The sequence below is a fragment of the Dysosmobacter acutus genome, from assembly GCF_018919205.1.
Taxonomy (GTDB): Bacteria; Bacillota; Clostridia; order Oscillospirales; family Oscillospiraceae; genus Oscillibacter; species Oscillibacter acutus.
Genome location: NZ_JAHLQN010000001.1, coordinates 1,706,362 through 1,728,172 on the forward strand (window position 1 = coordinate 1,706,362; position 21,811 = coordinate 1,728,172).

The 21,811-nt window shown below is 59.2% G+C and carries 17 protein-coding genes; 7 read left to right on the forward strand and 10 right to left on the reverse strand.

Annotated elements, in window-relative coordinates; all coding sequences use genetic code 11:
- Positions 1–65 precede the first annotated feature (65 nt).
- The 5 genes from pepD to KQI82_RS08235 all read left to right on the forward strand — a co-directional run bounded on the left by pepD (position 66) and on the right by KQI82_RS08235 (position 6,014).
- Entirely contained in the window at positions 66–1,523 is a 1,458-nt protein-coding gene (gene pepD, locus KQI82_RS08215) for a beta-Ala-His dipeptidase (protein WP_216632322.1), read from the forward strand.
- A 199-nt stretch (positions 1,524–1,722) separates the two neighbouring features.
- Positions 1,723–2,169, forward strand: a complete 447-nt coding sequence (locus KQI82_RS08220; protein ID WP_216632323.1) for an RrF2 family transcriptional regulator — start codon at positions 1,723–1,725, stop codon at positions 2,167–2,169.
- Positions 2,166–3,422, forward strand: coding sequence for a redoxin family protein (locus tag KQI82_RS08225; RefSeq protein ID WP_216632324.1), 1,257 nt, complete (start codon positions 2,166–2,168; stop codon positions 3,420–3,422). Before KQI82_RS08220 ends, KQI82_RS08225 begins: the two co-directional genes overlap by 4 nt.
- Before the next feature lie 200 nt (positions 3,423–3,622).
- On the forward strand, positions 3,623–5,161 hold the full coding sequence (locus KQI82_RS08230) for a recombinase family protein (RefSeq protein WP_241426664.1): 1,539 nt from the start codon (positions 3,623–3,625) through the stop codon (positions 5,159–5,161).
- A gap of 64 nt (positions 5,162–5,225) precedes the next feature.
- On the forward strand, positions 5,226–6,014 hold the full coding sequence (locus KQI82_RS08235) for a hypothetical protein (protein WP_216632325.1): 789 nt from the start codon (positions 5,226–5,228) through the stop codon (positions 6,012–6,014).
- Between the two features lie 97 nt (positions 6,015–6,111).
- Here the strand turns inward: KQI82_RS08235 and KQI82_RS08240 are convergent, their stop codons facing one another.
- From KQI82_RS08240 to dnaG, 3 genes are all read right to left on the reverse strand, one after another.
- Entirely contained in the window at positions 6,112–8,730 is a 2,619-nt protein-coding gene (locus KQI82_RS08240; protein WP_216632326.1) for a translation factor GTPase family protein, read from the reverse strand.
- Positions 8,731–8,812: 82 nt separating this feature from the next.
- Positions 8,813–10,192, reverse strand: a complete 1,380-nt coding sequence (rpoD, locus tag KQI82_RS08245; RefSeq protein WP_216632327.1) for an RNA polymerase sigma factor RpoD — start codon at positions 10,190–10,192, stop codon at positions 8,813–8,815.
- Positions 10,193–11,968, reverse strand: a complete 1,776-nt coding sequence (gene dnaG / locus KQI82_RS08250; RefSeq protein WP_216632328.1) for a DNA primase — start codon at positions 11,966–11,968, stop codon at positions 10,193–10,195.
- 241 nt (positions 11,969–12,209) lie between these two features.
- Between dnaG and KQI82_RS08255 the strand changes: the two genes are divergently transcribed.
- Positions 12,210–12,806 carry a 4'-phosphopantetheinyl transferase family protein gene (locus KQI82_RS08255; protein WP_241426817.1) on the forward strand — a complete coding sequence of 199 codons (597 nt, stop codon included), beginning with the start codon at positions 12,210–12,212 and terminating at the stop codon, positions 12,804–12,806.
- A gap of 137 nt (positions 12,807–12,943) precedes the next feature.
- Here KQI82_RS08255 and KQI82_RS08260 read toward each other — a convergent pair whose 3' ends face one another.
- The 7 genes from KQI82_RS08260 to murC all read right to left on the reverse strand — a co-directional run bounded on the left by KQI82_RS08260 (position 12,944) and on the right by murC (position 20,295).
- Entirely contained in the window at positions 12,944–14,056 is a 1,113-nt protein-coding gene (locus KQI82_RS08260) for a M24 family metallopeptidase (RefSeq protein WP_216632330.1), read from the reverse strand.
- Between the two features lie 53 nt (positions 14,057–14,109).
- Positions 14,110–15,378: a TRAP transporter large permease gene (locus KQI82_RS08265; protein WP_216632331.1), complete on the reverse strand. Its 1,269-nt coding sequence runs from the start codon at positions 15,376–15,378 to the stop codon at positions 14,110–14,112.
- On the reverse strand, positions 15,378–15,899 hold the full coding sequence (locus KQI82_RS08270) for a TRAP transporter small permease (protein WP_216632332.1): 522 nt from the start codon (positions 15,897–15,899) through the stop codon (positions 15,378–15,380). The genes KQI82_RS08265 and KQI82_RS08270 overlap by 1 nt, the downstream gene beginning before the upstream one ends.
- 54 nt (positions 15,900–15,953) lie before the next feature.
- Entirely contained in the window at positions 15,954–17,027 is a 1,074-nt protein-coding gene (locus KQI82_RS08275) for a TRAP transporter substrate-binding protein (protein ID WP_216632333.1), read from the reverse strand.
- A 109-nt stretch (positions 17,028–17,136) separates the two neighbouring features.
- Positions 17,137–18,036: a GntR family transcriptional regulator gene (locus tag KQI82_RS08280; protein ID WP_216632334.1), complete on the reverse strand. Its 900-nt coding sequence runs from the start codon at positions 18,034–18,036 to the stop codon at positions 17,137–17,139.
- A 334-nt stretch (positions 18,037–18,370) separates the two neighbouring features.
- Complete coding sequence (locus KQI82_RS08285) at positions 18,371–18,910, reverse strand: prolyl-tRNA synthetase associated domain-containing protein (RefSeq protein ID WP_216632335.1); 540 nt, start codon at positions 18,908–18,910, stop codon at positions 18,371–18,373.
- Between the two features lie 2 nt (positions 18,911–18,912).
- On the reverse strand, positions 18,913–20,295 hold the full coding sequence (gene murC, locus KQI82_RS08290; protein ID WP_216632336.1) for a UDP-N-acetylmuramate--L-alanine ligase: 1,383 nt from the start codon (positions 20,293–20,295) through the stop codon (positions 18,913–18,915).
- A 166-nt stretch (positions 20,296–20,461) separates the two neighbouring features.
- Between murC and KQI82_RS08295 the strand changes: the two genes are divergently transcribed.
- Positions 20,462–21,802 (forward strand): CCA tRNA nucleotidyltransferase, encoded by a 1,341-nt coding sequence (locus KQI82_RS08295; RefSeq protein WP_338148963.1) that lies wholly within the window; start codon positions 20,462–20,464, stop codon positions 21,800–21,802.
- The last annotated feature ends 9 nt before the right edge of the window (positions 21,803–21,811 follow it).

Below are 21,811 nucleotides of genomic sequence, written 5' to 3' on the forward strand. Positions count from 1 at the left end.
CACATAGGCCAAGGCGATGATACAGCAAGAGAGAAGGACTTGATTATTTTTAAGGGGGAAAACAAATGGGGAAAAACTATACGCTTTCCGGGATTGAGCCTGCGGACGTGTGGAACTATTTTTATCAGATTTCCCAAATCCCAAGGAATTCCGGCAACGCAGGGCCGATCACAGCCTATCTGATGGACTTTTGCGGCAAGCACGGAATCAAAGCGCGCCGGGACGAAGCGTACAACGTGATTGCGGAGATCCCGGCCACGCCGGGATATGAGCATGCGCCCTCCGTCATCCTGCATTCTCACGTGGATATGGTCTGCATAAAGGACGAGGGCGTGGAACATGATTTTTCCAAAGACCCAATCCGTGTGTATGCGGAAAACGGCATCGTCACTGCCGAAGGGACTACCCTTGGTGGGGACGACGGGATCGGAATGGCGTTTATGCTGGCATACATGGCTGATACTGAAGCGGAGCACCCTGCCCTGGAGTGTGTATTTACAGCCAATGAGGAAACCGATATGGACGGTGGCCGACGGCTGGACTATAGTCGGATTCAAAGCAGGTACTATATCAACATCGACGGCATGGGGGTTGCGGTGGGCAGTGCGGGCGAGATCGATGTGCGCCTTTTGATGCCCCGCGGCCATACGCCTGTCAAGGAGCACAGCGCGGTTTATAAGGTGTCCGTCAGTGGGCTCAAGGGCGGCCACAGCGGAGCGGAAGCGCTTTTTGAGCGGGCCAATGCGATCACTCTGCTCAACCGTGTTCTGATAGAGCTGACGAAACATGGGGACATTCAGATTCTCTCCCTCCAGGGTGGGCGCTCAGGCGGCTGCATGGCCACCGCGATCCCCACCTTGGCGTCGGCGCTCATCGCCGTTCCGGAATCCTGTCCGGACAGCGCCTGCGATGTGGTGGCCGCATGCGCGGCCATGCTGAAAAAGGAGTACGCCAGACGGGATCCGGATATTTCAATCATGATGGAGCCTTGCAAGAGCCGCTTGGACGCCCTTTGCGACCAGGATGCGGCCAAGGTACTGGACCTTCTCACGCTTTTGCCCGATGGACTGCGGTCTACCCATCAGGACTTTGCCCAGACCCTTGGCAGCTCGTCCAACGTGGGCGTACTGGAGAGCCGGGAGGATGTGGTGGAATTCGCTCTGACCATCCGCAGCACCGATACAAAGCGGTTTTATCTCTATGAGCAGGTCTGCCGCCTTGCTGGAATCTTAGGGGTGGATGTGGAGCTGCTGTGTGATTTTCCCGCCTGGGAGTACAGCGTCAATGACCGGTGGATGGATATGGTCCGCAGGCTCTACCCGGAGTATCCGCCCTTCCTGCTGGGCGGCACGGGGGAGATCGGATACTTTACCAAGCACATCCCCGGGCTGAACGCGGTGTCTCTGACACCCTCCGCCTACAACTGCCACTCCACAGGCGAATATCTGGACATTCAGGAGTGCGCCTACTTTTACAACAATCTGAAAACCCTTCTGAAGCAGATGAAGGAGCTTGAAGAATAGCGCCCTTTAAAAATGGCGGTCTCAGGAAAACGGAGGAGAGGAACGCTCTCCTCTGTTTTTTTGGAAATTGGAGAGAGCACTCCGGAAAAAGCTTGATAAATTAAACTGTATCTGGTATTGTTACAGTATAAACTGTAACTGAAAATATTACAGATTCAAACGGGCTCGCCAAACAGCCTTTGGACAGGAGTGATAAAATATGGACAGTTCGTTTTGCGTTGCGGTGCATGCCCTGGTCTATCTAAATCACAAAGCGTGTATGCTCTCAAGTGAGGACCTGGCGGAAAACATCTGCACGAATCCGGCCCGGGTGCGCAGAGTGATGTCCGCGCTGAAGAAGGCGGGGATGGTGCATACGAAAGAGGGCAGTGTGGGGGGATATCGGTTTGCAGGCGATCCGGAGCAGCTTACGCTGGACCTGGTTGCGGATGCACTGGGAGCGCGGTTTGTGGATTCCTCGTGGCACAGCGGGGACGCCGACATGGAATGTCTGGTGGCCTCCGGCATGGCGGATTTGATGGATGAACTTTTTCTTGACCTGAATACGCGCTGCAAAGAACGGCTGGCGCAGGTCAGCATTGCCGATCTGGATCATCGGATTTTCTGCACTGACCGGCAAAAAAATGCGGAAAGGAGCATGGTATGAACTTATCCCTTGGAACCAGCATACCCGCGATTACGGTGTTTTTTCAGGGGCTGCTGAGCTTTTTCTCTCCCTGCGTGCTGCCTCTGGTTCCGCTTTATGTGAGCTATCTGGCGGGAGGCGCCAGGACGGTGGATGGACAGGGGAACATCCGCTACCCCAGGGGGAAGGTTATGGTCAACACGGCGTTTTTCGTGGTGGGCGTCAGTTTTGCATTTTTCCTGCTGGGATTCGGCTTTACCGCTCTGGGGCGTTTTTTCAGCTCCAATCAGCGGCTTTTCACCACAGTCAGCGGTTTGATTATGTTCCTGTTCGGCGTTTACCAGCTTGGCGCCTTTGGGACGTCCGGCGTGTTGGAGCGGGAGCACCGGCTGCCTTTCCGGCTTGATCAATGGGCCATGAACCCTGTAGTGGCACTGCTCCTTGGCTTTACCTTCAGCTTTGCCTGGACTCCCTGCGTGGGTCCCACACTGGGCAGCGTGCTGCTGATGGCCTCCTCCGCGTCCAGCGCCGGCATGGGATTCCTTCTCATCGGCGTGTATACCCTGGGCTTTGTGATTCCGTTTTTGGCGGTGGGACTCTTTACCGGGGCTGTACTGGGCTTTTTCAAGCACCACCAGCAGGTGGTGCGCTACACGGTGAAGATCGGGGCGGTGCTTTTGATCCTCATGGGAGTCATGACCATGACCGGCTTTATGAACGGCATCTCCGGCTATCTCTCCACCACCGGCGGAGCCCAGCAGAGCGGAAGTCCGTCCGCCTCCCAGGTGTCGCCGGAATCCGGTCAAGAGGACACGGTGGCCGCGCCGGACTTCACGCTTGTGGATCAGGATGGGAACACGCATACCCTCTCCGACTATCAGGGCAAGACCGTGTTTTTAAATTTCTGGGCCACCTGGTGCGGACCCTGCCAGCGCGAGATGCCGGAGATTCAGGAGCTCTATGAGGATTACGGCAGCAACGAAGAGGACATTGTGGTATTGGGTGTGGCCAATCCCAAGTCCAAGGAGTATCCCTATAATCAGGATAAGACCCAGGAGGAGGTGGAGCAGTTCCTGAAGGACGGAGGCTATACCTTCCCGGTGGTGATGGATACCACAGGCCAGGTCTTTGGCAACTACGGCATTCAGGCATTTCCCACCACTTTCCTCATCGACTCTGACGGAAATGTATTCGGATACGTCTCCGGTCAGATGTCCCGGGAGATGATGGAAAGCGCCATTGAACAGACCATAAGCGGTCAGCGAAAGAAATAAAAAATGGCAGATGTGCGGAGTCTCCGCACATCTGCTTTTTCATATCCTGAGGAAGGGAGCGCATATGCTCTGGTGGAGGCGATTTGCATGAAGGAAACCACCATCATATGGGAAGAGCAGTTCCAGTCCGATGAAGATAGCGCCCGGCGGGAGCGGCTCCGCCAGGAGGTGGAGCGTTGGCTCAGGGATGAGCTGAGCAGATGAGCCGCAGCGCCGCAAGTGAGGAGGCGGAGCGGATGCTCTGCGCGGTTTATGCCCGGCTGAGTAAGGAGGACGAGGAAAAAAAGACCGAATCCGAAAGTATCCAGAACCAAAAGTCCATCCTGGTCCGCTATGCGTTAGAGCGGGGGTGGGAGGTGTACCAGATCTACTGCGACGAGGACTACTCCGGCGCGGATGGTCTGCGGCCGGACTTTAACCGGATGATGGAGGACGCGCGGCAGGGGCGCTTTCAGGTGATTCTCTGCAAGAGCCAGTCCCGGTTCACCCGGGACATGGAGCTGGTGGAAAAGTACATTCACGGCCTTTTTCCTCTCTGGGGCATCCGCTTCATCGCGGTGGCCGACAACGTGGACACCGAGGTCCGGGGCAACAAAAAGGCCCGCCAGATCAACGGACTCATCAATGAGTGGTATCTGGAGGATCTGTCGGAAAATGTGCGCATGGTCCTGGACCTGAAGAGGCGGGAAGGGCAGTACATCGGCGCGGCAGCGCTCTACGGCTATCGAAAGGATCCACACGACAGAAACCGGCTCCTTGTGGACCCGCCGGCGGCTGCGGTGGTACGCCAGATTTTTCTCTGGTCCGTGGAGGGCCGGGGCATCCAGGAGATCGCCCGGCTGCTCAACCGGCGGGGGACGCCGAGTCCGGCTGGTTATCGGTCGGAGGAGAAGTTAGACGGCCTGTGGAACAAGACAACGGTATGGCGTATCCTCCGCAATGAGATGTACACCGGCGTCATGATCCAAGGGCGGCGAAAAAAACTCAGCTATAAGTCAAAAAAGCTTCTCAGCGTGCCCAAGGACCGGTGGTACCGGGTGGAGGGAACCCACGAGGCCATCATCGACCGGAACATTTTTGACGATGTCCAGCGCGGCCTGGGCCTGCGGGCCAGATCCGACGGAAGGGGGGAGGCCCACCTGCTGTCCTCCCTGGTGAAGTGCATGGACTGCGGCGGCACTATGAGCAGAACCTCAAGCGGGCGGAAGGGACAGGCGAAGGCGTATTACCTCCGGTGCGGGCGCTATGCCGCCGGAGGGGGACAGTGCACCCGGCACTCCATCCGGCTTGAACCGCTCATCGAAGGGATTTTAGACCGGATCCGCCAGTATGTCCGAAAGTACGCTGCCATAGAGAGACTGGAGGTTACACCCCATCCCTCCATCTGCCGGGAGGCGCTGGAGCAGGAGAAAAAGGCCCTGGCCCTCCAGATAGAGCGGCGCGGCCAGGCGATGAGAAGCCTTTATCTGGATAAGGCGTCCGGCATACTCAGCGAGGCGCAGTTTTTAGAGCTGAATCAGGCATTTCAGAAGGAAAGAAGCCGCTTGGAACAGCGGCTCTCCCAAATGGAAGAGGAGGCGCCCGCCGGCAGGGAGGACCTGATGGAGCGGGCATGGGAGCTGCTGGAGCTGAAGACGGTTCCCCGTGAACTGGTGGTGCGGCTGATAGAACAGATTGAAATCGGGGAACGGGACCCGGAAACCGGCCGACAGGAGGTCAAAGTCATCTGGAGATTTTAAACCTGCCGCCTTTCCGGCCGCTGGGTTCCCAGTTGGAAAGTGTCCCGGGGTTGCGCTCTCCCACGTGATCGAGGCACAGTATCCGGCGGCAGTAGACCGTTATGTCAACTTGGGGCAGTTCTACGACATAGAGGCCGCGAAGGCCTGCCGCAGCGAGGTGATCGCCCACAGCGACGCGTGCCACGCGGCTTACGCCCGGGCGTTCCGGCGGCTGAAGGCCGCGCACCAGGTGGAATGCGACGCCATGGAGCAGGTTCGTCTAAACAAGGTGAAGGCGGAGCGCCGCGCCCGGGGAATCATCGCCCGGGAGCTGCGCAAAAAAAACGGCCGGGTCGGGAAGACCACTCTGCGCTTTTTGGGCAGCGTCACCTACAAGGGGCACATTTGCTTCTTTGACACGGTGGAGGAACTTTGTTCAAAAGTCTATGTGCTGACAGATCACTACCACCTGGCCGGCGGAATGATAGAGCGGTTCCATCAGGCGGCCCTCGCGTCAGGGCACGATGTGATTGCCTGCCCCAGCCCGGAGGATCCCAAAACCCTGCGCCATCTGCTGATCCCCGACCTGGGGCTGGCCTTTGTCACCTCAGACGATCAGGAACCTTACACGGGCCAGGTTTACCGGCGCATTCGGGTGGACTCCATGGCGGAGATCACAAGCCGCAGTCAGCTCCGATTCTCCCTCCGCATGGTCGAACTGCTGCGGGAGGAGGCGATTCAGGCGCTGCGGGAGGCAAAGAAGTCCCATGACGCCCTGGAGGCGGTCTATAACCCCTATGTGGATTTCGACGGCGTGCATGCCCTGGCGGGGCAGGAGGCGGCCAGAATCCTGTCCTATCTGGAGCGGGAGTGATACAAGCGAAAAAAGAAGCCCCTGGAGCATTCCAGGGGCTCTTGCTTTTGCATGGAACCGGTGTTGGCCTCCGAGCCGTCCACCCATTGGAAAGACGCTATTTCTCCTGTTCCGCCCGCTCCAGCGCGGCCTGGATGGCCCGGGACTTTTCCCGGCGGTTGTTTCGCTCCAAAATCGCGGCAATCTGACCTTCCACCTGCTCGACCTCCGCGTGGAAGGCACTGGCCGGGACCCGGAGGGCGCCATGGCCCAGGATGATGAGTTGCTCGGGTCCGTCTGAGGTGGCGACCCGGACCCGGTGCTCCCGACCGATCTCATAGGTGACGCGCTCGATGTAGGCGTCCGCCGTCTCCGCCTCTTTGGTGTACACCACGTGGATGTTGTGGTAGCGGCTGACGGAGCCGGGGTTGCCCGGTACCTTGTATGCGTCAAAGACAAGGATGACCACGCACTTGCGGTACCCCTGGTAGTTGCTGAGCAGGTCCATCAGCAGTTTCCGGGCGGCGTCCAGGCTGTCCTGGGCCACAGCCTTCAGCTCGTCCCAGGCAAAGATGATGTTGTATCCGTCCACCAGCAGGTATTCCGGACGGCTGTCCGCCGGGCGGATGGGACGCTTTTCCGGAGGAGCGGGTTGGGGTGGTTCTTTTCGGAAGGGGTCCCTGCGCTTCACGGGACCATAGGTCCGCTCAAAAATTTCGGCCAGCTCCTTGTCCTGCTGAGCAGAGCCGGTATAGGCGGCGGATACGCTTCTGCGCTGAGGAAGCGTCTTCGTCTGCTGGGGCCGCAGAAAGCTGGGCAGATGCATCCGGGCGGGCACCTCGTTCCATTTGACCACTACCCCGGCGCCATGGGAGCAGAACACGGAGTCGGCCGGATTGTCCACATCCCGCTGGCAGTCGTAGCCGATGGAGGCCACCACTTCCTCCTGGTTGTGGCAGGGCTGATAGCCCCGCAGGTCGCACAGCAGCCGCCCCAGACCCCGGGTATAGGCGGTGACTTGGGAGGCGTAGCCCTGAAGCTTGCTGACCGGCGCACAGCCGGTGAGAAGGGAGACCTCACCCTGGGCCTGGGGCGGCTCCACCTGACCGGACATGCGCTGAAGGTCGGACATGGCCCGGCCCACATACTGGGCAGGAAGCTCCAGCTGGAAGTCATACCAGGGCTCCAGCAAAATGTTCTGCGCCCCCATCAGCCCCTGACGGACAGCCCGGTAGGTGGCCTGGCGGAAATCGCCGCCCTCGGTGTGTTTGACGTGGGCGCGCCCGGCGGTAAGAGTGATTTTCATGTCTGTGATGGGCGATCCGGTGAGAACGCCCAAGTGGGTTTTCTCCTTTAGATGGGTGAGCACCAGATGCTGCCAGCTCTTGTCCAGCACATCCTCACCGCACACGGAGGCAAAATGAAGGCCGCTGCCCGGCTCACCGGGCTCCAGAAGAAGGTGGACCTCCGCATAGTGGCGCAGCGGCTCGAAATGCCCAACGCCCTCCACCGGCGCGGCGATGGTCTCCCGGTAGACGATGCTGCCCGGACCGAACTCCACCGAAAGGCCGAAGCGCTCTGAAATCTGCCGCTTTAAAATCTCCAGCTGGATTTCGCCCATCAGCTGAAGATGGATTTCCCGCAGCTGGTCGTTCCAGACGATGTGGAGCTGGGGGTCCTCCTCTTCCAATTGGACCAGTCTGGACCAGGCGCTGTGGGGATCACACCCCTTGGGAAGCAGCAGCCTGTAGGCCAGCACCGCCGAGAGCACCGGCTCCGGGGAGGGCGGCTCCGCTCCGAGGCCGTCGCCGGGGCGGGTGCGGCTCAGCCCGGTCACGGCGCAGACCGTCCCCGCCTCCGCCTCCTCCGTGGGGACGAACTTGGCCCCGGAGTAAATGCGGATTTGATCTACCTTTTCCGACCAGGTTTCCGGGCTTTGTCCTCCGGAAAGGAGGGCCTTGACCTTCAGGCTGCCGCCGGTGATCTTCAGATAGGTCAGCCGGTTCCCCTGAGGATCCCGGGCGATCTTGAAAACCTTTGCGCCGAACTCCGCGCTGTAGTCAGGGCGGCGGGCAAAGCGCCGGATGCCGTCCAAGAACCCGTCGATACCCTCCAATTTCAGCGCCGAGCCGAAGTAGCAGGGGAAGAGCTGGCGGCGGCGGATCAGAGCGGCGACCTCCGCCTCTTCCACTTGGCCATGTTCCAGATACTGACTCAGCGCTGCTTCACCGCACATGGCCACGCTTTCCCAGAGGGAGTCGCCGCTTTCGGAAAAGTCCACGCAGCTCTCGCTCAGCCGCCCCTTAAGCGATTCCATCACGGCGGAGCGATCCGTTCCGGCCAGGTCCATCTTGTTGACAAACAAAAACGTTGGAATGCGGTAGCGGGTCAAAAGGCGCCAGAGGGTCTGGGTGTGGCCCTGAACCATATCCGTGCCGCTGATGACCAGAATGGCATAGTCCAGCACCTGAAGCGTCCGCTCCATTTCACTGGAAAAGTCGGCGTGGCCCGGGGTGTCCAGCAGCGTCAGCTCCAGACCCTCCAAAGGGAGGATGGCCTGCTTGGAAAAGATGGTGATGCCCCGTTCCCTCTCTATGTGATCCGTATCCAAAAAGGCGTCCTGATGGTCCACCCGGCCCAGGGTGCGCAGAGCTCCGCTCCGGTAGAGCAGCGCCTCCGACAGCGTGGTCTTTCCCGCATCCACGTGGGCCAGTATGCCGACAGCTAATTTGTTCATAGGTCGTTCTCCGCAGTAAAATTTAGGTGGTGCCCGTTGGGGCAGGGAGAAGGCGCCGTTTCCCGGAAACGGCGCCTTTTTCTCAGTTCAAGAAGTCCTTCAGCTTTTTGCTGCGGCTGGGATGGCGCAGCTTGCGCAGGGCCTTCGCCTCAATCTGACGGATGCGCTCACGGGTCACGTTGAACTCCTTACCCACCTCTTCAAGGGTGCGGGTGCGGCCGTCCTCAATGCCAAAGCGCAGTTTGAGAACCTTTTCCTCACGGGGCGTCAGCGTGGACAGCACATCCACCAGCTGCTCCTTAAGCAGCGTGAAGGAGGCGGCCTCAGAGGGCTCCGAGGCGCCCTCGTCGGGAATGAAGTCCCCCAGATGGGAGTCCTCCTCCTCGCCGATTGGCGTCTCAAGAGACACGGGCTCCTGGGCGATCTTCAGAATTTCCCGGACCTTCTCCACAGGCATGTTCATCTCGGCCGCCACCTCCATGGGGGAGGGATCGTGTCCTAATTCCTGAAGCAGCTGCCGGGAGACGCGGATCACCTTGTTGATGGTCTCCACCATGTGTACGGGAATGCGGATGGTGCGGGCCTGGTCGGCGATGGCGCGGGTGATGGCCTGACGGATCCACCAGGTGGCGTAGGTGGAGAACTTGTAGCCCTTGGTGTAATCAAATTTTTCCACCGCCTTGATGAGGCCAAGGTTGCCCTCCTGGATCAGGTCCAGAAACAGCATCCCGCGGCCCACATAGCGCTTGGCGATGGAGACCACGAGACGGAGGTTGGCCTCCGCTAACTTCTGCTTGGCCTTTTCACCGGTGCGGCTGACTTTTTTCAGCCTGGCCTCCTCTTCCGCGTCAACGGCTTCGCCGGCCCTGCGGGCCTTGTCCATCTCCTGGAGCTTCCGGTCGGCCTCGTTGCCGTCGGACATCTGCTGGGCCAGCTCCACCTCCTCGTCCGGGGAGAGCAGAGGAACCTTGCCGATCTCCTTGAGGTACATGCGGACCGGATCGTCAATGGAGAAGCTGTCCACCAGGGTATTGGGGTCTACCAGCTCCTCTTCCTCGATCTCAGCGATCTCCTCGATGGGAGGCTCCGCGTCGTCGGGCAGATCGGGGAGCAGGTCCTCGTCGTTGCCCACCTCGATATTCAGAGTCTCCAGGGAATCATAGATGTGATCCATCTGGTCGCTGTCCAGGTCCATGTCGTCCAGGACCTCCATCAGCTCCGCAGATTCTAACTTGCCCTTCTTTCTGCCCTTGGCCAACAAATCCCGCAGCTTTTCGCTGCTTTGAATGACGGCGGCGGCAGGCAGGGAGGCGATCAGCTTTTCATCCAACGGACCAGGGGCGGCCTTGGCCTCGGGTGCGGGGGAGTCGTCTTTATTTTTTTTTGTGTCCTCGGCCTCGGCGGCGGCCAGGATGGCGTCCGCCTGCTCGGTCAGAAGATCGGATTCTTTTTTCTTTGTCATTTACGCTTTCCTTCCCTTTTTCTCTTTGTATTTTTCCTGCGCCGCCAGAAGGGGGTCCAGACCGGCCTGGCGGGTTCGCTTGGTATATTCATCATTGACCACCCGTATGTAGTCCTGGAGCGCCTGGGCGCTGTTGGCCAGGACCTCCGGCTTTTGCATCACGCCGGTGAGATGGCTCATCTCCTCCGGCGTAAGGTCGCTGGCCATTGCGGCGATGCTCAGGGGCCTGCCCTGGGCCCTGGCATCTTTGAGCGCCGCGTAGATCCGGCGCAGCAGCGGTGAGGAAAACCTCTCCTCCGGCAGAGAGAACTCCTCCGGCTTCAGGGAGTCGTCCAGCGCCAGCAGCCGGAGAATCCCCTCCTCGGCAAGGGCGGAGCGGACATTTTCATAACGCAGTGAGCGCTGGCGGGGCTGGAGCTCCGCGGCCGGATTGAGCTCCTTTTTGAGCTGGGCCTTTTTCTCCTGGCTCAGGCGCCGCTTCAGGGCGCGCTGTACCTCCGAGCGCATGGCTTCCGGGGATATCCGGGCAGTCTCAGCGGCGCGGACGGCGTAGACCTCCCGCTCCACCGCGTTGGAGAGAGTGGAGAGCAGGGCGCTGATCTCCTCGCTGTAGGCCACCCGGGCCGTGTCGTCATTTAAATCATATTTCGCGGCAACCTGGGCCATGCGGAATTCCATGCCATTTTCGCTGCCGGAGAGCAGACGCTCAAAGGCGTCCTTTCCCTGAAACTTGATAAAGTCGTCGGCGTCCTGCTTGACGTACTCCCCATTGTTCAGACGGCGCGGGAGCTGAAGCACCCGGACGGAGAATTCGGAGTTGTTCAAAATCTGGAGGGCCCGCTCCGTGGCGATCCTGCCCGCTCCGTCGTTGTCATAGCAGAGGACCAGCTCCTTGGTGTAGCGGGAGAGGAGGCGGGTCTGCTCCACGGTGAGGGCGGTGCCCATGGAGGCCACGGCGTTGTCAAAGCCGGCCTGATGGAGCATCACCACATCGATGTTGCCCTCGCAGAGGATAATGTTGGGCCGTTTGGTTTTTTTGGCCAGGTTCAGCCCGTAGAGAAGGCGCCGTTTGCTGTAGACGGCTGTTTCCGAGGTGTTCATATACTTTGGCTCCGACTGATCTATCACCCGGCCGCCGAAGGCCACCACGTCGCCCCGCACGTCGATGACCGGAAACATCAGCCGGTTGCGGAACTTGTCGTAGATGCCGCCGTTCTTCCCCTGGACCGCCAGTCCGGCGGCCAGGAGCTCCGTCTTGGTGTAGCCCTTTTTTCCCATGGCGTGGGTGAGGGCGTCCCATTCATCCAAAGAGGCGCCCAGGCCGAACCGCACTGCGGTGGCACGGGTGATCCGGCGCCGGCTGAGATAGGCGGCCACCGCCTCTGCCTCTTTTTGCTGAAGCATCTGGTAATAAAACCGGGCCGCCTCCCGGTTTAAGTCCAGCAGCCGGGCCCGGCGTCGGCCGGCCTCACGGTCTCCGTCCTCCTCCGGCACCTCCATGCCCGCGCGTTTTGCAAGGAAGCGGACAGCGTCCGGGAAGGAGAGGTTTTCCTCCTCCATAATGAAGTTGACCACCCCGCCGCCCTTTTTACAGCCGAAGCAGTAGTAGATCTGCTTGTCCGGCGAGACGGAAAAGGAGCCGGTCTTCTCACTGTGAAATGGACACAGCCCGAACAGGTTGCTGCCTTTACGGGTCAGCTGTACATAGCTCCCCACCACATCCACGATGTCGCTTCTATCGATCAGCTCGTCCAAAAAGCTCTGCGGAAAAGGCATTTTGCCGCCTCCTTTCCATGAGTTTCGCCCAATTCAGCCTGAATTATACGGCAAAAAGTCCCTCTTATCGAAGGATTCACATATGATATACCCCATAAAATAAAAAAATCCTCTTTTTTTCTGAAAATTTTCGAAAAAAAGGAGTGGGAGCTCAGATTGGGGCTGTTTACAGTAAGTTTACTTTACAGAGCGGCCGGTTGGTTGTAAAATAAAGCCGAAAAAAGGGGGGAAAGCTGTGGACATGGAATTGTGGGCCGTTGAGCTGACGCGCCCGCTGACCGAAAAGGAGGAGGCGGACCTGCTGTCGCTGATGCCGCCGGAACGGCGGGAGCGGGCGCTGCGCATCCGGGAACGGGAGCGGCGGCGTGAGCCGCTTTGCGCCTATATGCTGCTGCGCTATGCCCTCTATGAGAAGTTGGGTTGGAAAGAGCTGCCGGAGATCGGCCTTGAGTCCATGGGAAAACCCTTCTTCCCCCAGTTTCCAACCGTCCACTTCAACCTCAGCCACACCCGGGGGGCCGTGCTGGTAGGGCTCCATGACCGCCCACTGGGCGTGGACATCGAGCGAATCCGCCCGGTGAGCCAGCGGGCCGTGCAGCGCCTGGCCGGCGTGGCCACGGAAAAGGCCTTTTTTGAGAGCTGGGTCCGGCGGGAAGCCAGGGCCAAGCGCTCCGGCAGCGGGGTTGGGATGCTGCTTGGGGCGGAGACGGAGCTTATGCCGGGCGAGCACTTTTACTTTGTGGAGACCTTCCAGGGCTTTGTGGCCGGCGTGGCCACAAAGAGCCTGGACCCGCCGGGAAAGGTCCGGCGGTTTTCACTGGACGATTTGGTGAAATAGGCCCTCTGTTGAGTCAAAGGAGCGCCGCGCTCTGGGCCGGAAGGAAGAAAAAAGCCCCGCAGCGGAAGCTGCGGGGCTTTTTTTCGATCTTAAATGCGCGGACATTGGGGACAGGCGCCGCCCGAGGCGGGAGAAATTCATCGGATATATAGAATGTGAGGATTGAACTGAGGCTGGCTGAGCACTTCATAGCCGTCCTTTTTAATAAGGATGGTATCCTCAATGTGGTACAGCCGCCCGTCACAGGTGATCAGCGGCTCCACATTGAACACCATGTTTTCCTGTAAAATGAATTCCTGAGACGGGGAGAGCATGGGTTCTTCATGGAGGTCGATGCCCAGAGAGTGTCCGATGTGGGGCATGGTAAAGGGAAGGCGGGCGGCGGCGCACCTTGTTTTGCACAGATCGAAAAGCTCACGTGTGGAGACGCCGGCACGCATGGTGGAAACCACCTCATAATATACCTCGCACAGCCGCTGGAAAATCTCAATGTGCTTGCGGCAGCCCGGCCCGATCACCGCGGTCCGGGCCAAATCCGCGTTGTACAGAGAAAAGCGGGCGCCGTAGTCCATGCGCATCACCTCGCCCTGCGTGAAAACAGTGTCGTCCGGAAGGGCATGGACCAACAGGGATTTCTCTCCCGTGCCCATGCAATAGAAGGTGAAGTCCTGAGCGCCCAGGTCCAAAAGATTCCGCTTGATCCGGTGGTCAAGCATGCGCTCTGTGTCGCCCACGGAAGTTTCGGAGAAGGCTTTCTCCACCGCTTGACAAATGCCCTGGGCGGCTCGGGACAGGCACTCGATTTCCAGGGGCTCTTTGACCATGCGGACTTTTTTCAGCGTATTGGTGCAGGAGACAAACGTGGCCTCCGGCAGGGCTTCGGTCAGTTCCCGGTAGAAACGGGTGGTCAGGTAATCCATTTCCAGTCCGATGGTTCTGCGGGCAAAGCCTTTTTCCCGCAGAATCTGGATAACAGGTTCCATGGGGGACTGGACAAATTCCGTATAGTAGCGTTTGTCCTTGATCCAGCACTCCGCCTCTGCAATGGACCGCTCCACGCTGCAGGCGACGAAAGCGGGCTCGCCGTCCAGGGGAAAGAGTCCCAGCCCCAGCCTGTCACGCAGCGTGGTCTGCGTTACAATGTAGGTCTGCATAAAGTAATAGGAGTTCTCCGGAGAACAGGCGATGACAAGATCCAGACCATCGGCCTCCATTTGACGCTTGAGCTTTTCGTAGCGCGGATGATACATAGACAGAACCTCCAGATTGTAGTTCAGGGCCGGGCCCTGTAGTTTTGGCTGTGCTATGGCATCAACAGGCCGGGGACAAAGGTGACAATGGCCGGAACGTAGGCGCAAAGGAAAACGACGGCCAGCATGGCGATGACAAAGGGCCAGATGACCACTTTGGTGACCGGGACCTTGGCAATGGAGGCGGCCACATACAGCTGCAGCCCCACCGGCGGGGTAATTGTCCCGATCATGATGACCATCAGAATGATCAGGGCGAAGTGGATGGGAGAGAAGCCCATGGTTTCTCCCAGGGGGAAGAGGATAGGCGCAAAGGTTATCAGCGCCACGGTGCCGTCCACAAACAGCCCCACAATCATCAGCAGCACGATGACCAGCAGCATGACCACATTGGGGTCGGTGGAAATGCGGAAGAGGAAGCCCACCAGAATGCTGGCGAAATTCTCCCGGGTGATGACAAAGCCGAACAGGGAGGCGAAACTGATAATCAGGCAGGGAACCGCCGTGTTCAGAGCGGCCCGCAGCAGTATCTTTGGAATGTCTTTCAAAGACATGTCCCGGTAAATGACAATGCTGACAAAGAGACAGTACATCACAGCGATGGTGGCCGCCTCGGTGGCGGTGCAGATGCCGTTGAGCATGGAGCCGATGATGATAACCGGGGCGAACAGGGCCCAGACGGCGCTTTTTGTGGCCGTCCATTTTTCCGCCCATGTGGAGCGGGGATACTTGGGCCAGCCCAGCTTTTTTCCAAAGTACACCGTTATGAGCATCTGGGAAAGGCCGATAAGGACTCCGGGCACGATTCCGCCCATGAAGAGTTTTCCAATGGACAGTCCTGTGATGCCGCCGTAGAGAACCATGATGATGCTGGGCGGTATGATGGGTCCAATGCAGGAGGAGGCGGCCGTCACGCCGGCGGAATATTCAGGGGAATAGCCGTCCTCCACCATGGCGGGGATCATGATGGCCCCCACGGATACCGCGTCGGCGGTGGCGGAGCCGGAAAAGCCGGCCATAAGCATACTGGTGACAATGTTGGCGTGGGACAGCGAGCCGCGCCAGTGCCGCAGCATGGAGTTGCAAAACGATACGATTCGTCGCGTGATGCCGCCGGTGTTCATAATTTCGCCTGTCAGCACAAACAGGGGAACCGCCAGCAGTGGAAAGGAGTTAAGCGCCATGAAAATTTTCTGGGGAATCACAACGGAAGCCACGCCGTCCAAGGTGAAAATGCCGATCAGACCGGAGATGCCCATGGAGAAAGCCGCCGGCATGCCGAGCGCCAGAAAGATGGCGAAGGCAAGGAACATTATCAGCATCAGAAGACATCTCCCTTCTGGTCAAAATAGGCGGTGCGGTATTTCAGCATTTTGCAGAGCTCACGCAGGATGTTTAAGATCATGATGCCGCATCCAATGGGAAGCCCAAGATAGATGACGCCAAGATTGGTGGCATAAGTGCTGTAGAGCGGCTTGGAGTAGTTGAGCGCCGAGTAATCCAGACCGGTCTTCAAAATGACGGCCAAAAACAGGAGCATCATGAGATAAAAAATCAGGCTCAGCGCGAATTTAAGCTTGACTGGGAATTTATTGAGCAGCACGTCCACTGCCAGGTGGCCACCTTTTGCAAATGCTGCGCCGGAGCCGATGAAGACGATCCATGCAAACAGGTATTTGGCAATTTCCTGGCTCCAGATAAAGGAAAAGGAAAACAGCGCGCGGCCTATAATTTCGGCGGCCAGGATCAACACAAGGGCGGCGAACAGCGCAACAAGGGTAAAATTGGTGAGAAAATCCAGAGCGCGGTAGAAGCCGGCCGCAAATTTTTTAAGAAGCTTCATACTATTCTCTCCTTACCCGGCCCTGGCCGTTGCTGCGGCCAGGGCCTTGGTGCGTCACATGGCTTTATACTCTTCTTTCACCTTCAGGATGAGGTCCACGATTTCCTGACGAACCGGGTCATCCCCAATCCACTTTTCCCGGACAGGAGCCATACGCTCCTGCAGCTGCTCCAGCTCTCCGTCGGGCAGCTCGTGAAGGACCACGCCGGAGTCCTCAATTTTTTTGCGGGCGTCCGCTACCTGGTCCTTCACGCGGGCGAAGGCGTTTTCACCGGCCTCCCGGCCCGCGTCCAGAACCGCTTGCTGGATATCGGAAGGGAATGACTGGAACAGGGCCTCGTTGATCACCACGGCCTGGCACAGGATCATATGGTCGGTGATCAGACCGTACTTGACCACATCCTGCATGTTGGCGTCGGTAATGGAGGTGTAGGGACACTCGCACCCTTCGGCCAGGCTGGTCTGCAGGGCGCTGTAGGTCTCGCCCCAAGTGACGGAAATGGGATTGGCGCCAATGGCGCGCAGCATTTCAAGGTAGAGCATGCTCTCGGGGGCGCGGATTTTCATACCCTCGATCTGAGTGAAGGAGGTAATTTCCCTGCCGGAGAAGTACATCTGGCGGAATCCGCAGGGAATCCAGGTCAGGATGCGGGCGCCCCGGTCAATCATGTTGGAGCCCAGGACCTCCCCCACCTCGGACTCATTGAAGATGTAGTAGAATTCCTCATCGCTGTCGAACAAAAAGGGAAGGCAGTCCACGGCGAATCCGTCCACAACGTCGTTGTAGGCGGTGGTGCTGACATAAGTCAAATCCATAGAGCCGATCATCACCGCCTCGGCCGCCTCAAACTCCTGACCCAACTGGGCACCGGAAAAGACATCCACCCTGACGCGGCCGTCGGTTTTTTCCGCCAGCAAGCCGGCAAAATCGTTGGAGGTGATGTCGCCGATACTGCCTACGTTGAGATGAGTGCCAAGCTTCAGCACATAGTCCGGAGCGGTGCCTTGCCCGTCTTCTGCGCCGTTATTCAACGGCGTGCTCTGAGCCGGCGCGCCGCCTGTCGCGCCGCAGCCCGCGCAAAGTGCCAAAAGGAGAACCATAGCAAGGGAAAATAACTTCTTTCTCATTTTCAAGACCTCCTTGTTGTTTAGATGGTATAGTCTCAAATCCGCTGTAAACCCAGGAAAATATGGCATCACCTCCGGAGGTCTGGTTGAGTGGAATTGGGCAGGCGCCTCACAGCGCGGCCAGGGTGCTGCGTAGATGCTCGATGGAATCTTCATCTACGTGGAACTGTATGGTGATAACAGGCACTGCACACGCAATCCCATGAAGAGCAGAGACGGCGGCATAGTTGGCCACCACCACATCGCTTGCAGCGAAGACCTGCTCCAAAGCATGGGGATCATCCAAATCGCATACGCCCTGGACATGGGTGTACCCGTACATGAGCAGAAATCCGCGCAGCAGGGAAAGGGTCTGCTGGTTGCTGGCCACCAGGCCCACCCGGGCGCTCTTGCTGTAGGCCGTCACCTCGGAGACGGATTTGGCATTGGGTAAGTGGTGCATGGCAAGAATTTTACCCGGATACTGCGCCTGGAGGCTGAGCAGCTCCTGGATGTGGTAATAGGTGGTGCAGACCAGAGAAAACTCAGAGAGCAGTTCCGGCTTTTGCAGCACATCGTCCACCAGCAGCGGTGTGACCTCAATGGGAAGCTTGACCCGCAACTCGTTGCAGATACCCTCCAGATCGTAAGGGCTGCACTCCACGAAAGCAATCCGCATCAGAGGCTTGCGGTAGACATCGCCTATGGCGCCGGCAAACGTCTGCTGCACCTCCTCCATGGAGCGGCCCATCAGCCGGGCGGTAGTCACATAACGCCGCACGCCATCCCAAATGGACTCATCCTGGTCCAGTTCCTCGCTGCAGCTTGCCACATAGGCTCCGTCGCCATGCTTAATGGTGATCCAGTGTTCCTCCTCCAAAAGCTTATAGGCGGTGTGGACCGTGCTTTTATTGATCTGGAGCTGGTCAGAGAGCTCCCGTATACTGGGGAGCCGGGTTCCCACACTCCAGCGGTTTTTCACAATGAGATCCTTGATGGCCTCTTTTACAGAGGTTGTATTTGTCGCCATGCTCATCCTCTTTTCTCCATACTGTATACTGTTTTTAAACAGTATACAGTATGGGAGGCGCGTTGTCAAGAACCAGATGCAAACTGTGACGTTGGGCCGGTTTGATGGAAGATTTACGCGTTTACCCCGCTTTTTGCAGCAAAAAGCGCCGCCTCCGGAGTCCAGACCGGAGACGGCGCGTATGTTTGATCAAGTGCGGGAAGGCTGATTGCCTTGAGGCTGACAAGGGGCCCGGGCCGGGGAACATGGAGAATCCATGGAAGCGGATTCTGATGGTCCTCCGCGGCGGAGGCGCCTTCCCGGGCGGCGGAAACCACAGAGCAATCCGACGGCGCTACAGGTCCACAATGGTGGGCTCGTGGCCGGTGTAGGGCAGGAATACATTCAGAATATCACTTGTCCTGAGTTTCAAAGAGGACGTGCAGATGCACGGGTGGCAGGAGATGTATTCCGATTCATAGGTCTCCCGGTCCATCAGCAATCGGACGCGGTGGCCGCGGTCGTGCATCAGTCCTAAGATGGTGGCGGAGCCGGGGGTGACGTGGAGCAGCTCCCAGAGCATCTCCTCCGGCGCAAAGGAGAGCCGGGCCGAGCCGATCTGATGGGACAGGTCCTTGGTGTGAAAGGGCTTTTCCGGCGGCATGGCCAGCAGGTAGAACTCCGTCTTCTGCCGGTTGCACAAAAAGAGGTTTTTGCAGATGGGCACGCCTAAGACCCGGCTGACCTCGGCGCACTTTTCCATGGTGTCGGCGCTTTCGCTGGAGACCCGGACGTAGGGGATATTAAGCTGGTGCAGCAGGTCAAAGGCCGACCGCTCCTGAGGCAGCAGCTCTCCCTCAGGGGGGGTATTTTCAAAGGCTTTTGTAACGTACATTGTCAATCCCTCTCCAACAATTTTTCTCCGGCCCGGTAGATGTCCCCCGCCCCCACGGTCAGTATCAGGTCTCCGGGGCGGGCCAGCTCCTCCAGTGCGTCAGCCACTTTATCCAGGGTGGAGCAGTAGACGGAACCGGGGATATTCCGGCACAGGTCGGCGGAGGAGATGCCGATGGTGTTTTTCTCCCGGGCCGCGTAAATCTCAGCCAGCACCGCCACGTCCGGCAGCTTCAGCTCCTGGACAAATTCGTCAAAAAGGGCGTGGGTGCGGGAGTAGGTGTGGGGCTGGAAGGCGCAGATGATCCGCTGGTAGCCCAGACCACTGGCGGTGGTGAGCAGGGCATGGAGCTCTCCTGGGTGATGGGCGTAGTCGTCATAAACGTCCGCCCCGTGGTAGCGGCCCTTGTACTCGAACCGGCGTCCGGCGCCGGTGAAGGCGGAGAGGCCCTCTTCCACCGCTGAGGCGGGCAGTCCAAGGACATACGCCGCGGCCGCTGCGGCCAGGGCGTTGTAGATGTTGTGTCTTCCGTAGACATGGAGCTCCACGTGGGCGTAATGGCGACCCTGGACCGTTACATCAAAGACCGGGCGGCCCTCAATCTCGCTGAGATTTTCGACCGCGCAGTCGGCGCCGGCGCCCAGGCCGAAGGTGAAGACCGGACGATCCAGCTCCCGGAGGGACTCCCTGACGCCCGGGTCGTCGCCATTGGCCACCACGTAGCCGGAGGGAGGAACCAGCTCCGCGAAGCGCCGGAAGGAGTGCTCCACGTCCTCAAGGTCCCTGAAGAAGTCCAAGTGGTCGGCCTCCACATTTAAAATCACCGCCACGGTGGGGTAGAAAGAGAGAAAGGAGTTGCAGTATTCGCAGGACTCAAGGATGATGGTATCGCCTTTTCCCACCCGGTAGCCGGAATGGAGCAGAGGCAGCGTGCCGCCGATCATGACCGTGGGGTCCGACTGGGCGGCCATGAAGACATGGGTGCACATGCAGGTGGTGGTGGTTTTGCCGTGGGTGCCCGCCACGCACAGGGCGTTGGGATAGTGCTGCATGATGGCGCCCCAGGCCTGGGCCCGCTCATAGACCGGGATTCCCCGGGCCACGGCGCCGGAAATCTCGGGATTGTCGTCGTGAATGGCGGCGCTGCGGATCACAAAGTCGCATTCGCCCAAGTTTTCCGCGCTGTGGCCGATTGCGACGGGAATTCCAAGGGTACGCAGGTGACGGACCAAATCGCCCTCCGCCATGTCCGAGCCCTGGACTGCCAGGCCCATCCCGCGAAGCACTTCCGCCAGAGGGCACATGGACACACCGCCGATCCCGGCCAGATGAACCCGCAGGCCGGGCCGCAGGTATTCGCGTACGTTTTTCGGATTATTCATCATGCAGACAGCCCTTTCCCGATTACCGGCGGCAATTGCAAACCGCCGGACGATTGTGTATAATTTCCTTAGACTCAGTTTACCCTTTTATGAGGAAAGGAAACAATTTCAAATCGCTTTATTATAATCCATCCTCCTATCAAGTGCAACCAATAATCTCTATGGGCAGGTGAAGAAAGTGATTCCACAGGATGTTGCCGAGGTGCTGGCAAGACTCTCCCGTTCCGGATATGAGGCCTGGTGCGTGGGCGGCTGCGTTCGGGACGCGCTTTTGGGCGCGGAGCCCCAGGACTGGGATGTGACCACCAGCGCCCTGCCGGAGCAGGTGGAGCGGATTTTTCCCGGCAGAACGATCCCCACGGGCGTCAAGCACGGCACCGTCACCGTCCGCAGCGGCGGTCGGAGCATTGAGGTGACTACCTTCCGGCGGGATGGGGCGTATCTGGATGGCCGTCACCCGGAACACGTGACCTTCACCGCCTCTTTGAGGGAGGACCTTGCCCGGCGGGACTTTACGGTGAACGCCATGGCCATGAATGCGGACGGGACCATCGTGGACTGCTGGGGCGGCCGGGAGGACCTGCGCCGGGGGATCATCCGATGCGTGGGGGAGGCGGAGCGCCGGTTTGAGGAGGATGCGCTGCGGATCATGCGGGCGCTGCGCTTTGCCGCGGTCCTGGGCTTTACCATTGAACGGGAGACCTCCTACGCCCTCCGGCGCGACCGGGAACGGCTGCGCGCCATTGCGGCGGAGCGGATTTATACGGAGTTCACCAAGCTCATCTGCGGGAAGCACATGGCCCCGATCTTACGGGAGTATCCCGATGTGCTGGCGGTTTTCCTGCCGGAAATCGGGCCCATGGTGGGCTTTGACCAGCGAAACCCCCATCACTGCTATGACCTGTGGGAGCACACCATCCGTGCCATGGAGGCCGTCCCTCCCGAGGCGGTCCTCCGCTATACCATGCTGCTGCACGATATTGGGAAGGTAAAAAGCTTTACAGTAGATGAGAAGGGGATCGGGCACTTTTACGGCCATCCCCGGCTCAGCCGGGAGATGGCCGAAGCCATAGCGCGCCGGCTGAAGATGGACAACGAGCGCCGGGAGCTGATTCTCACCTTGGTGGAGTGGCACGACCGGGTGATTCCCCGCACGGAGAAAGGCGTTGCCCGGGCGCTGCGGAAGCTGGGGGAGGAGAGGTTCCGCCTGCTGCTCCAGGTGAAGCGGGCGGACAATATGGCCCAGGCCAGCCAGGCCTTTCAAACAGAGATAGACAGGACGGAGGAACTCTGCGCCAGACTGGTGGGGCAGGGGAGGTGCCTGTCTTTGCGGCAGCTGGCGGTCAACGGCCGGGACCTGATGGAGCTGGGCTACCGGGGGACGGAGATCGGCCGGGAGCTGGAGCACCTTTTGGACCTGGTGGTGGACGGCGTCAGGGCAAACGACCGCCGGGAGCTGCTGGACATCGCCCGGCGGGGGAAGAGCGGACAAAAGGACGGCTCTTTTTGAATAAATGCC

Bases quoted from the DNA above. Each gene is read 5' to 3' on its own strand.
- pepD (WP_216632322.1), top strand. From the start codon at position 66: ATGGGGAAAAACTATACGCTTTCCGGGATTGAGCCTGCGGACGTGTGG.
- KQI82_RS08220 (WP_216632323.1), top strand. From the start codon at position 1,723: ATGGACAGTTCGTTTTGCGTTGCGGTGCATGCCCTGGTCTATCTAAAT.
- KQI82_RS08225 (WP_216632324.1), top strand. From the start codon at position 2,166: ATGAACTTATCCCTTGGAACCAGCATACCCGCGATTACGGTGTTTTTT.
- KQI82_RS08230 (WP_241426664.1), top strand. From the start codon at position 3,623: ATGAGCCGCAGCGCCGCAAGTGAGGAGGCGGAGCGGATGCTCTGCGCG.
- KQI82_RS08240 (WP_216632326.1), bottom strand. From the start codon at position 8,730: ATGAACAAATTAGCTGTCGGCATACTGGCCCACGTGGATGCGGGAAAG.
- rpoD (WP_216632327.1), bottom strand. From the start codon at position 10,192: ATGACAAAGAAAAAAGAATCCGATCTTCTGACCGAGCAGGCGGACGCC.
- dnaG (WP_216632328.1), bottom strand. From the start codon at position 11,968: ATGCCTTTTCCGCAGAGCTTTTTGGACGAGCTGATCGATAGAAGCGAC.
- KQI82_RS08255 (WP_241426817.1), top strand. From the start codon at position 12,210: ATGGAATTGTGGGCCGTTGAGCTGACGCGCCCGCTGACCGAAAAGGAG.
- KQI82_RS08260 (WP_216632330.1), bottom strand. From the start codon at position 14,056: ATGTATCATCCGCGCTACGAAAAGCTCAAGCGTCAAATGGAGGCCGAT.
- KQI82_RS08265 (WP_216632331.1), bottom strand. From the start codon at position 15,378: ATGCTGATAATGTTCCTTGCCTTCGCCATCTTTCTGGCGCTCGGCATG.
- KQI82_RS08270 (WP_216632332.1), bottom strand. From the start codon at position 15,899: ATGAAGCTTCTTAAAAAATTTGCGGCCGGCTTCTACCGCGCTCTGGAT.
- KQI82_RS08275 (WP_216632333.1), bottom strand. From the start codon at position 17,027: ATGAGAAAGAAGTTATTTTCCCTTGCTATGGTTCTCCTTTTGGCACTT.
- KQI82_RS08280 (WP_216632334.1), bottom strand. From the start codon at position 18,036: ATGGCGACAAATACAACCTCTGTAAAAGAGGCCATCAAGGATCTCATT.
- KQI82_RS08285 (WP_216632335.1), bottom strand. From the start codon at position 18,910: ATGTACGTTACAAAAGCCTTTGAAAATACCCCCCCTGAGGGAGAGCTG.
- murC (WP_216632336.1), bottom strand. From the start codon at position 20,295: ATGATGAATAATCCGAAAAACGTACGCGAATACCTGCGGCCCGGCCTG.